The sequence below is a fragment of the Cytophaga aurantiaca DSM 3654 genome (assembly GCF_000379725.1).
In the GTDB taxonomy this organism is placed as follows: Bacteria; Bacteroidota; Bacteroidia; order Cytophagales; family Cytophagaceae; genus Cytophaga; species Cytophaga aurantiaca.
Genome location: NZ_KB903621.1, coordinates 46,736 through 58,763 on the forward strand (window position 1 = coordinate 46,736; position 12,028 = coordinate 58,763).

Here is a 12,028-nt window from a genome sequence, read left to right on the forward strand (position 1 = left end):
AAAGTGGTCAAATCTGACCACCTTACTCATAAGCTGCCAAGCCACTAATCTCGCGTCCTTCGGCTATTTTTTTCAATTGAGGTACTAAGTCCTCCATCAATGCCAGTTCTTTTAACCTGCGTTCTTTCCAGCTCAGGCCCAGTGGTTCCAACAAGTCGGTCAATTTTTCTCCGTCAAAAATCATGCGACTCATGATGTTGTTTACAAAAGTTTTTAAATCTGCCGTTTGCAAGCCATGTTTGTGCGCAATGTCACTCAGTTCTTTTTCGTTCTTTTCAACTTTGAACTTTTCAAATAGAGATTTGAGCTCCTCTGCACTGTAACTTCTGTTCCAATCCAAACCATTGATAAAGTCTGTTAAATCATCCTGATCGTCCATCAGATTCGCATTGGAACGCAGCAAGCTGATCACCTGTTCCTTGGTCATTTTTTGCTTCGCAGGTTTCTTCTGCGTACTGTCAGCAATCAAGGCCATGATGTAATCGTAATCAATCACAGCAGAAGCAAAAAGCACAAATTCAAAATCCAGTTGCTGAATTTCCGGTGGCGCATCGTCTCCTTCTTTTTGCTGAATCTCTTTTAATTGTTTGGCCGTTTCAAGGTACGAACTTCTGAACGACTGCAAGGTTTCTTTCGGCAATATGGCTTCAATACTTGCTTGCTGAACTTCATCCAAATCCGTGTATTGATCCAACTGTGTTTTTAAACGCTGTACTTCTTTAAAGTTCTTTACAAATGCAATGCGCGCTGCATCGCCTTTTAAGTTATAGACTTCCTGTGGTTCGCTTGTGAGATTATGCTCCTGCATAAAATTCCCTAGCGCTTCCACCGCTTTTTTGTACTGATCAATCACTACAGGTGCAGGATCAATCAACCAGATTTCTTTTGCACTTCCATTGTATTCGCCAGAGAAGAGCGCAATGGCTTGGTTTACGGCCTCCTGCTGCGAACGAAAATCCAATATGTTTCCATAAGGTTTTGTATCATTCAGCACACGATTGGTACGCGAAAATGCCTGTATCAATCCGTGGTACTTCAGATTCTTGTCAACGTATAAGGTGTTGAGGTATTTCGAATCAAAACCTGTAAGCAACATATCCACAACAATGGTAATATCAATTTTATTTTTGTGCGAATAATCTTTATTAGAATACTTCTGATCTTTGATGCGCTTCTGCACATCCTGATAATACAAATCAAATTCATTAATGCTGTGATTGCTGCCATACTGTGTATTGTAATCGGCAATAATTTCCATCAAGGCTTTTTTCTTTTCTTCCGGATTTGTCTGGTTGTCTAATTTTTCCTGCTGCAAATCTTCCTGTACCTGACGGATATCTGCTGCATTTTTTTGACTTTGCTGATCACCTTCTTTTGCTATTAACTGTGCGGGTGGAGAGAACACACAAGCAATATTAAGCGGAATATAGGTAACGTCTTCTGCCTGCTTTTTCTTTTGAAGTGTTTTAAAAAGCTGATAAAATTCAATGGCATTGTTAATCGAAGCAGTTGCCATAACTGCATTGAAACGCATAGAACTCGTAGCAGCTTGATGCTTATCAAGTATAGCTTCTACAACAGCCTTTTGTGCAATGGCTTCGCCCGGCTTGGGATTTTGATTGCCTTTACCTTTGAAGTAATCGACATGAAAACGCAATACATTTCTATCGTCTATGGCATGCGTAATGGTATACGCGTGTAATTGCTTTTCAAAGATTGATTCTGTGGTTTTATAAGAACCATGTTCCCCTTCTCGAATATTATAGGTTGCATTATCATCAAAAATAGGTGTTCCTGTAAATCCAAACAATTGTGCGTTCGGGAAAAACTCTTTAATGGCTTTGTGATTATCACCAAACTGCGAACGGTGACATTCGTCAAATATGAAAACAATACGCTTTTTACTCAAAGATTCTAAGCGCTCTTTATAGTTTTTCTTATTTGTTCCATCCAATGCCAAACCTAATTTTTGAATGGTGGTTACAATAACCTTGTCGGCATAATCGGTAGATAATAAACGACGTACCAATGTTTCGGTATTTGTATTTTCTTCTACACTGCCTTCCTGAAATTTATTAAACTCCTCGCGCGTTTGCCTGTCCAGATCTTTTCGATCTACAACAAAAAGACATTTTTCTATATCCGGATTATCTTTTAAAAGCGTAGAAGCTTTAAACGAAGTCAATGTTTTACCGCTCCCTGTTGTGTGCCAGATATACCCATTGCCTCTGTTTTGATGAATGCAATCGACAATAGCCTTTACAGCATATATCTGATATGGACGCATCACCAACAGCTTTTGTTCGCTTTCTACCAACACCATGTATTTACTGATCATTTCGCCTAGTGTACACTTAGTTAGAAACTTTTCAGTAAATGGTTCTATGTGTGTTATTTTTTTATTACTCTCATCTGCCAATTGATAAACAGGCAAAAACTGTTCGTCTGCATTAAAAGCAAAATGCTGATTTTTATTATTAGCAAAATAGTATGTGTTTGTTTTGTTGCTGACAATAAACAACTGCATAAAACACATCAACGAATTGTTGTACCCATTACCTGGTTCGTTTTTATATTCCACAATTTGCTGCATAGCTTTGCGTGGAGATATGTCGAGTTTTTTCAATTCAATCTGAACAACAGGTAAGCCATTAATTAGTATAATAATATCGTAACGGTGATTGCTGTTTTCAGTATTGATGCGTAGTTGGCTAATAACTTCAAAATCATTTTTGCACCAGTCTTTGATATTTACCAGCGTATAATGTAAAGGTGTACCATCTTCCCGTTGAAAGTAGTTTCGTTCGCGCAAAAGTTTGGAAGCAGCAAAAACATCGGGTTTGATAATCTCTTCCCGCAAACGTAAAAATTCGCTGTCCGTTAGGCGAACACGATTCAATGCTTCAAATTTGGTTTTAAAATTCTGTTCAAGCGCTTTTCTATCGGTAATATCAGATCGATAAATATATTTCAGCTCCGTTAGTTGCCTGATAAGACTTTCTTCTATTTGATTTTCTTTACTCATTCAAAATTTTATTCAAATTTACTTTTAAGAATTGAGGATCTAAGTATTTGTATGTTAATGTCCATAAGCACCCATTGCATATTCCTCCAAATGTTTTTGATTTACTATTAATGCATTGTCAATATTTTTGAATAGTGCATATTTTTCAATTAACGGCTTGAACTTCTCATTTCCGTTTGCATGAAGACAATTGTAAAAAATTATTATTTGTTCAAAGCTAGAAAGTTGTGCTCTTGCAATTGAAATATATTGCTTCTTATTTTGAATTTCTGAACTATCAATAAATTTAATAATATGATAGATTGTTCTAAAATAATGACTCATATCCGTTTGACTCTCTGTATAAAATTTCTCATAAGCTTCAACTATTTGACTAACTGATGCAATACTTAAATCTTTCATCATAGATTCTTCACCGTATATTATTGAATTCAGATGCATAGCAAGTCGCTTGTAAAAAACAACAAAACAATCCCGTCCAGATGCTGTTACAACTAATGTCTTTCTATTTCTTATATCAATAGAATTAACAATAGAATTAAAAAGGCTCAATAGCTGAAAAAAAGTATTTTCAAATTTCTGTTGTCTCAAAGTTTCATTTTGCTCCATCATTTCCTTTTTCTGCCCATATAATTCAAGTCGAGTATATTTAACTTCGAGTTGACTATACATAATCTCCAGTTGTTGGTTTAGTAGTTGTTGCTTTTGACCAAGGAATGCTACATAAATAAAAAAAAGTCCTGCCAACGACCAAATTGAGGCTACAGTTCCAGCCATAAAATCACCTAATAAATTAAGGCCAAATCCAGACTCAGTATTCTTACATAAATAAAAAATTGTCGATGCAAAAGCAACAACTGCTCCAGACCAAACAAATCTCCAAGCCCAAGTTGTGTAATTGTTGATTTGATCAACAAGTTGATCCAACTCCAAGTTAATTTCTGCCTGTCGAATCTCAATACGATTCGATGTATTTTCTATTTCTATTTCTAAATTTTGGTCAGCCATTTTTCATTTTATAAAATTATAGCAACTTTTTCATTATAGAACCATTCTGTTTAAATACATCATATTTGAGTCTGTTTTTGAAAAAAAATTATTTGTAAAGACATATTTTGTCAAATACAAAATTTTTAATAATAGTACACTTTATTTTTTGGTTTTCAAACTTTCCATAGTTCTTATGCCTTAAGAATATAAATTCGCTGGAAACAAAAAAGGCCGCACTCTATAGCGCGGCCTTTCCTATATCATAAGTAAGAAGAGTTAGAAACAATATTGATTTGCTTCGATCAATTGTGCTGCAATTCTTCTTCTTGCGTCTTTTGTATTTAACGGTGCTACTTTTGTAAAACGTTTCAAGCCCATCAACATCATTCGTTGCATGTCGCCATCAGACATAGAGTTGATCGCGTTTTTACCGGCAACATTGATGCGGTCTGCAGCGTCAAAGATATTTACCTTCGTCATATCGATCTGACCTTTTACTGCATCTTCGCCTTTAATAGAAATTAATTTCTCAGTACGCATCAATGTAGATTCAGCTACATAAATATCGATTGCAATATCTGCCAGGTTCATTAAGATCTCCTGCTCAGTAGCAAGCTTATCCATGTATTTCTGCGCAGCTGCACCAGCAAGCATCAACAAGGCTTTCTTCATGTTTTTGATCGCTTTCTTTTCATCTGCAAACAGACCTTCGTCTTCTGCACCGAAATCAGGGATCGCCATCAACTCTTTCTGAACAGCCATTGCAGGGCCCATCAGATCAAGTTCACCTTTCATTGCTTTCTTCAGGAACATATCCATCGTAAGCATACGGTTGATCTCGTTTGTACCTTCGAAAATACGGTTGATACGTGAATCTCTGTATGAACGATCCATCGGATAATCCGCAGAGAAACCATAACCGCCTAAGATCTGCACACCTTCATCACTCACGTAATCGAGTGTTTCAGAACCTGCAACTTTTAACATCGCACATTCGATGGCATACTCCTGCGCCGCAGCTAACAATGCTTCTTCGTATGTTTTGCCTTGTTTTACCAATTCTTCCTCTGCATCCTGAATACCTTGTCCGGCACGGTACATCGCAGATTGAACGGTATATATCCGGATTGCCTGTTCTGCTAATTTATATTGAATCGCACCAAAGTTTGCGATTGGTTGTTTGAATTGAATACGTTCTTTTGCGTATTGAATGGAAAGCGTGCTTACACGAGTTGAGCCACCCAATGCAGCTGCAGCCAATTTAATACGACCAATATTTAAAATGTTAAATGCGATCAAGTGGCCTTTGCCAATTTCACCCAACACATTTTCTTTCGGCACTTTGCAGTCGTTAAAGAAAACCTGACGGGTAGAAGAACCTTTGATACCCATTTTGTGCTCTTCGTTTCCTAACGAAACTCCTTCACCTTTTTCAACAATAAAACCTGTGAACTTGTCGCCATCTATCTGAGCAAAGACAATAAACGTATCTGCAAAACCAGCGTTTGTGATCCACATTTTTTGTCCGTTCAGAATATAGTGACTGCCATCCGCAGAAAGTACTGCTTTTGTTTTAGCAGCCAAGGCATCCGAACCGGAGCCTGGTTCTGTTAAGCAATAACTTGCTTTCCATTGGCCGCTGGCAAGCTTCGGTAAATATTTTTTCTTTTGTTCGTCTGTACCAAAATATAAGATCGGTAAGGTACCAATACCTGTGTGGGCAGCAAGTGCAACTGCAAACGAGTGACCTGCACCAACGATCTCCGTCATTAAAAGCGATGTATTAAAATCTTTTCCGAAGCCTTCGTATTGCTCGGGAATGGATGTTGCAAGCAAACCAAGTTCACCTGCTTTTTCAAGAAGCTTTTCCATCAAGCCCGGCTCCTGTGCATCAATACGATCCAGGATCGGATGTACTTCTGTAGCTAAAAAATCTCTGGCCATATCAGCCATCATTCGTTGCTCTTCATCAAATTGTTCCGGGATGAAAATGCTGGATGCTTCCTGTTCGCGAATGATGTACTCGCCTCCTTTAAAGCGCTTGTCGGTGTTGGTGGTTGATGCTGACATAATAGTTGCTATGGTTTGTTAGTAATGATTTGTTCTCTATTTAACTTGGTTACTAGTTTCTAGGTACTAGTTGCTAGACTAGATACAAGATTGTAGTATGAATGTGAGAAATCAGTAATTAAGATAATTTTAAACTATATACTTTATTTTCTTTTTGTCTAGTAACTAGAAACTGGCAACTAGTAGCTATCTTTTGTCTAGTAACTGGAAACTAGTACCTAGCAACTAAAGAAGCTCAAAGATCCCTGCTGCACCTTGACCCGAACCTACGCACATGGTAACCATGCCGTATTTCTGATTGGTACGTTTCAGTTCGTTGAAGATCTGTACAGACAATTTGGCGCCGGTACAACCAAGCGGATGGCCCAATGCAATGGCACCACCGTTTACGTTGATCTTAGATTCATCTAAACCCAGTGTACGAATGACAGCCAATGACTGTGCAGCAAACGCTTCGTTCAATTCTATTAAGTTGACATCGTCCTGCTTCATATCCGCCAACTTTAATGCTTTCGGAATTGCTTCAACCGGACCAATGCCCATGATGCGTGGCTCAACACCAGCAACTGCATAGGATACCAAACGTGCGATCGGTTTCAGATTTAATTCTTTAACCATCTTTTCAGACATCAACAATACAAACGCAGCACCATCGGATGTTTGCGAAGAGTTGCCTGCTGTTACGGAACCGCCGTTTGCAAATACCGGACGAAGTTTTGCTAAGGCAGCAATACTTGTATCTGCACGCGGACCTTCATCTACCGTTACCTGATATTCTTTTATTTTCTTTTTCTCTTTTTCATCCAAGTATGTTTCTTTGATTGTGATCGGAACAATACCATCCTGCAAATGGCCGTTCTTAATAGCGACTACAGCTTTCTGATGAGAGTTATATGAAAATAAGTCCTGGTCTTCTCTTGAAATATTGTATTGAGCAGCTACAGCCTCTGCTGTTAGTCCCATACCCCAATAGTAATCTGCATGTGATTTTGTTAGCTCATAATTCGGAACGGTTTTCCAGCCACCGAATGGGATCGGACTCATTGTTTCCACGCCGCCAGCTATAATACAATCGGCGTAGCCCGCACGAATTTTTGCATCTGCAATAGCGATCGTTTCCAAGCCGGAAGAACAATAACGGTTCACCGTCATGCCCGGAACTTTCACCGTATCCAAGCCCATCAAGGAGATCATTCTACCGATGTTCAAACCTTGTTCTGCTTCAGGTGTAGCATTTCCAACGATTACATCATCAATACGGTCTTTATCCAATGCCGGAACAGAAGCTACCAAATGTTTTACAACATCCGCACCCAGATCATCTGCACGATAAAAACGAAAGAGTCCGCGAGGAGCTTTACCTACGGCACTTCTATAAGCTGCTACTATATATACTTCTTGTGATTTCATGTTGTTTATAGTTACTAGGTTCTAGTTGCTAGGTACTAGACGCTACGGTTAAACGTTTGTTTTAGCTTTTATAGTTCTTTTAAAAGAGAATAGCATTTTTTGAACTTCTTGAATTTGATTATTTATAGTTTCAAACGATGCATTTGGCATATAGTTTAAATCTGCTGCAAGAATCAATTGTGTTTCTAATTCATAACTTGAACCCTGCGCAATTGACAAGAATTGAAATAATTCTTTGCTTGAATTTCTTCCACATCCTTCAGCTATATTTGAAGGTATAGAAACAGCTGCTCGTTGTATTTGACTTGTAATACCAAAGCGTTCTTCTTTAGGAAAATCTTTAGTCGCACAATATATTTCTTTAACAAGCACCATACTTTTTTGCCAAACTTTTAACTCTTTAAAATTATTCATAGCTTTTTTAGTTGCGAGTTACTAGGTTCCAGTTGCTAGACGCTGGAAACTTGTTTAGTTACGAGTTTCTAGGTACTAGTTTTCAGACGCTCAAAACTCTTTACATAGTTGAATTAATTAATTTTTTGTTTTTTATTTTAAAAGCTATTTAGAATCACCCCCGATCATCTATATAACTGAATTTGTATTTTTTCTAGTAACTAGCAACTAGTACCTGGAAACTATTTCCCTCGTCTAGTAACTAGTACCTAGCAACTGGAAACTAATTTCTTAATGGTCTTCCAGATGTCAAAATACTCTGGATACGTTCAAGCGTTTTCTTCTCGCCTGTTAATGATAAGAATGCTTCGCGTTCAAGATCCAATAAGTATTGCTCGGATACCAATGTTGGTGCTGAAAGATCACCACCACACATGATGTACGCTAGCTTCTCAGAAATTTTACGATCGTGCTCTGACATATATTTTCCTGAAACCATTGAGTTCGCTCCGGCATAGAACATACCTAAGGCAGATTGCCCAAGTACTTTAATGTCTTTGCGTTGCTTTGGTTGTGTGTAACCTGCTTCTGCCAAGCTGATGGCTGCTGCTTTTGCATCTGCGATCAAGCGGCTTCTGTTTAATGTAATACCATCGCTCTTACGAAGGATGCCCATGCTTCTTGCTTCTTCAGCAGAGGTTGCAACTTTTGCAGTTGCAATGTGCATGTACATATTTTTAAGATTGTTTACCTGAATATCACCGTCTTCGAATGAATCACTTACACGAAGCGTAAATTCTTTTGTACCGCCACCGGCAGGAATTAAACCTACACCAAATTCTACCAAACCAATATAGGTTTCGGCAAAGGCCTGTACGTGATCGGCATGTAACGTCATTTCGCAACCGCCGCCAAGTGTTAAATTGTGTGGTGCTACAACAACCGGTATGGATGAGTAACGTGCACGCATCATGGTGTTCTGGAATGCACGGATCATGAAATCAATTTCATCGTATTCCTGTTCGATCGCATACATCAATACCAAGGCAAGGTTTGCACCGGCAGAGAAGTTTGCACCATCGTTACCAATTACAATTCCCTGGAAATCTTTTTCAGCAATACCGATCGAACGATTAATTGCATCAACAACTTCGCCACCAAGCGTATTCATTTTTGTATGGAACTCAAGATTTACAATTCCATCGCCAATGTCGTGTAAAGTTGCACCTGCATTTTTAAACACCGGTTTGTTTGCACGAAGTGTATCAAGAATAATAAATGATTCTGTTCCCGGAATTACTTTGTATGACTTGCTTGGAATATCATAGTACAAACGTTTCCCGTTTTCTGATTTGTAGAAACTTGTGTTGCCTGCTTCAAGCATTTCGTAAACCCATTGTGCAGGCTTACGACCATCTTCTTCCATCAACTTCACTGCCTTTGCTACACCAACGGCATCCCATGTTTCAAACGGACCAAGTTCCCAGCCGAAACCGGTGCGCATGGCATCATCAATGCGATACAATTCATCGGAAATTTCAGGAATACGATTTGACACATATTTGAAAAGACCTAAGAATGTTCTTCTATAAAACTGACCTGCTTTGTCTCCTGATTTTATTAAAACAGAAAAGCGCGGCTTCAGATCTTCAATTGTTTTTGTTTGCTCAAGTGCTGCAAACTTTACTTTTTGCTGCGTACCGTATTCCAATGAATTTAAATTCAATGAAAGGATCTCTGTTTGTCCGGCAGCATTTTTAGTTTTCTTATAAAAACCTTGTTGTGATTTATCGCCGTACCATTTATTCTCATCAATTTTTTTCAAAATTTCCGGAAGAACAAACATGTCTTTTGCTTCATCGTTCGGTGCGCCTGCACCTAACCCATTCGCAACTTTAATTACCGTGTCAATCCCTACTACATCAAGGGTACGGAAGGTTGCTGATTTCGGACGACCGATAACCGGACCGGTTAATTTATCTACTTCTTCAACTGTTAAACCAAGATCAATAATGGTATGCAGCGCTTCCATGATTCCATAAATACCAATACGATTGGCAATGAAACCGGGAGTATCTTTACATAATACGGTAGTTTTTCCTAAATACAGATCGCCATAGAGCATCAAGAAATCAATAATCTCCGGACTCGTTTTCGGTCCGGGAATGATCTCTAATAGGCGCATGTAGCGCGGTGGATTGAAAAAGTGTACGCCGCAGAAATGTTTCTGAAAATCTTCACTCCTGCCGTCAGACATCAGGTGCATCGGGATACCTGAAGTATTTGATGTAACCAATGTGCCTGGTTTACGGAAGGATTCAACTTGTTCGTAAACCTTTTTCTTAATATCTAAATTTTCTACAACCGCTTCAACGATCCAATCGAAGGACGCAATGTCTTTCATGTTGTCATCAAAATTCCCTGTCGTGATGCGGGATGCAAACGCAGCATCGTATAACGGTGCCGGATTTGATTTTAATGAAGCAAGCAAGGCATCGTTCACAATACGGTTACGAACGGCTTTGCTTTCAAGAGTCAGACCTTTTGCTTTTTCAGCATCATTCGGCTCTTTCGGTAAAATGTCCAGAAGCAATACTTCCAAACCAATGTTTGCAAAATGACATGCAATGCGAGACCCCATTACGCCGGAACCCAATACTGCAACTTTGCGAATTTTTCGATGGCTCATTTTAAAATGAAGGTTATTAGGTTAGCGATGTATTTTTATTTTCGATGATGGTTTGAATTTCATGCAGCACTTCAAAGAAGGTATTCAGTTTGCTTTCAGGAATCTGCTCGCGAACTTTGCTATTAAAATCCAACACAAAATCTTTTGCTATTTGTCTTTTCTCCTTACCAAGTTTAGTAAGAAAAATAGTTACTTTTCTTTTGTCGATATTATCATTTCTGCGCTCGATCAACCCATCCTGTTCCATAGTATTGAATACGCGTGAAAGACTTGTTGCTTCCATGCCCAGGGCTGGACCGATTTGCGTAGCTGCAGTACCTTTTTCGGGGTCAATATTTAGTAAAATGAAGCCAACCGCAGCTGTAGTGCCATATTTTGAGGCACGCTCATTATACATTCTGGAAATGGCATGCCAGGAATATTTAATGTTGAAGCAAACGGTTTCTTTGGGTTTCATACAATTATTTAACGAAAAAATTCAATAAAATGTTATGCACTCATAATAAAAATATGTGTTTATTTCAAAAATAATTATAGAATCTGAGTTTATTTAGTAGAATATCTTGCGAAGCTTCACAACCAAAAAAGTGGACACGCAAAGTGCCAAAATCAAAAAAGTAAAATGAGCCGCCTTTTCAGTTAAAAAAGGCAGCAATATAAGATAAACAGCAGATGCTCCCAAAACGCAGTATGCAACTGATCTCTTTTTAAAACGACTTTGATGCTTTTTATTTAAAAAAATTGCTTCCTTATTTATGGATTGAAGCAGATTATGTTCTCCCATAACACCATTAACCAGTGCCTTTTTTATTTCAGCATCGTTTAACCCATCTCCTTTTAATTTCAGGAAAAGGCTGTAAATAACGTCTGCTGTAATATTGGGTTCCATAGGTTTTTATGCAATTTCTTACATAAACGCAGAACTTTGAAGAAGGTTATTCTATTTCAATAAAAAATATAATTATTTCAAGCGATCTGGAAATCGGCTTAGGAAAAGAAGATATCCCATTGTTCGGGAGTAAAGCCAACAAGGTGTTTTTTACCCATTTGTACCAACGGTCGTTTTACGACAGACGGATTTTTTAAAATTAACTCAATTGCTTTATCCGTGTCAGAAATGGAGTTTTTCTCTGGCTCCGTAAGCTTTTTCCAGGTGGTACCCTTTTTATTTATGATCTCTTCCATGCTCAGATCTTTCAACCACAACTGAATATACTCTGCCGTTAGATTTCCTTTTTTATAATCGTGAAAGGTATACGAAACCTTTTTGGAGTCGAGCCAGCGAAATGCTTTTTGCATGGTGTCACAATTTTTAATCCCGAAAATAGTTATGATTGGCATGAGTAAATAATTAATTTAAGCCCTAAAATACAACATAGATACAGTTTTGTTTCATACCTTGAACTATATCTTTTCAATTCAGATTGTCGTATATAGATTAACCGTTCAAC

At 38.2% G+C, this 12,028-nt stretch carries 9 protein-coding genes; all 9 read right to left on the reverse strand.

Annotated elements, in window-relative coordinates; genetic code table 11:
* Positions 1–22: 22 nt before the first annotated feature.
* Entirely contained in the window at positions 23–3,025 is a 3,003-nt protein-coding gene (locus tag A3EE_RS0101615; protein ID WP_018341676.1) for a type I restriction endonuclease subunit R, read from the reverse strand.
* Between the two features lie 54 nt (positions 3,026–3,079).
* Positions 3,080–4,033, reverse strand: coding sequence for a putative phage abortive infection protein (locus A3EE_RS0101620; RefSeq protein WP_018341677.1), 954 nt, complete (start codon positions 4,031–4,033; stop codon positions 3,080–3,082).
* Between the two features lie 258 nt (positions 4,034–4,291).
* Positions 4,292–6,085 carry an acyl-CoA dehydrogenase family protein gene (locus tag A3EE_RS0101625; RefSeq protein ID WP_018341678.1) on the reverse strand — a complete coding sequence of 598 codons (1,794 nt, stop codon included), beginning with the start codon at positions 6,083–6,085 and terminating at the stop codon, positions 4,292–4,294.
* A 225-nt stretch (positions 6,086–6,310) separates the two neighbouring features.
* Positions 6,311–7,495, reverse strand: coding sequence for an acetyl-CoA C-acyltransferase (locus A3EE_RS0101630; RefSeq protein ID WP_018341679.1), 1,185 nt, complete (start codon positions 7,493–7,495; stop codon positions 6,311–6,313).
* Positions 7,496–7,543: 48 nt separating this feature from the next.
* On the reverse strand, positions 7,544–7,909 hold the full coding sequence (locus tag A3EE_RS0101635) for a four helix bundle protein (RefSeq protein ID WP_026209536.1): 366 nt from the start codon (positions 7,907–7,909) through the stop codon (positions 7,544–7,546).
* A gap of 262 nt (positions 7,910–8,171) precedes the next feature.
* The gene (locus tag A3EE_RS0101640; protein WP_018341681.1) at positions 8,172–10,577 is read right to left on the reverse strand and encodes a 3-hydroxyacyl-CoA dehydrogenase/enoyl-CoA hydratase family protein; all 2,406 of its coding nucleotides are present in this window, start codon (positions 10,575–10,577) and stop codon (positions 8,172–8,174) included.
* A 16-nt stretch (positions 10,578–10,593) separates the two neighbouring features.
* On the reverse strand, positions 10,594–11,034 hold the full coding sequence (locus tag A3EE_RS0101645; RefSeq protein ID WP_018341682.1) for a MarR family winged helix-turn-helix transcriptional regulator: 441 nt from the start codon (positions 11,032–11,034) through the stop codon (positions 10,594–10,596).
* Positions 11,035–11,127: 93 nt separating this feature from the next.
* Positions 11,128–11,466, reverse strand: coding sequence for a hypothetical protein (locus A3EE_RS0101650; RefSeq protein ID WP_018341683.1), 339 nt, complete (start codon positions 11,464–11,466; stop codon positions 11,128–11,130).
* Positions 11,467–11,564: 98 nt separating this feature from the next.
* Positions 11,565–11,918 carry an ArsC family reductase gene (locus tag A3EE_RS0101655; protein WP_018341684.1) on the reverse strand — a complete coding sequence of 118 codons (354 nt, stop codon included), beginning with the start codon at positions 11,916–11,918 and terminating at the stop codon, positions 11,565–11,567.
* Positions 11,919–12,028: the final 110 nt, after the last annotated feature.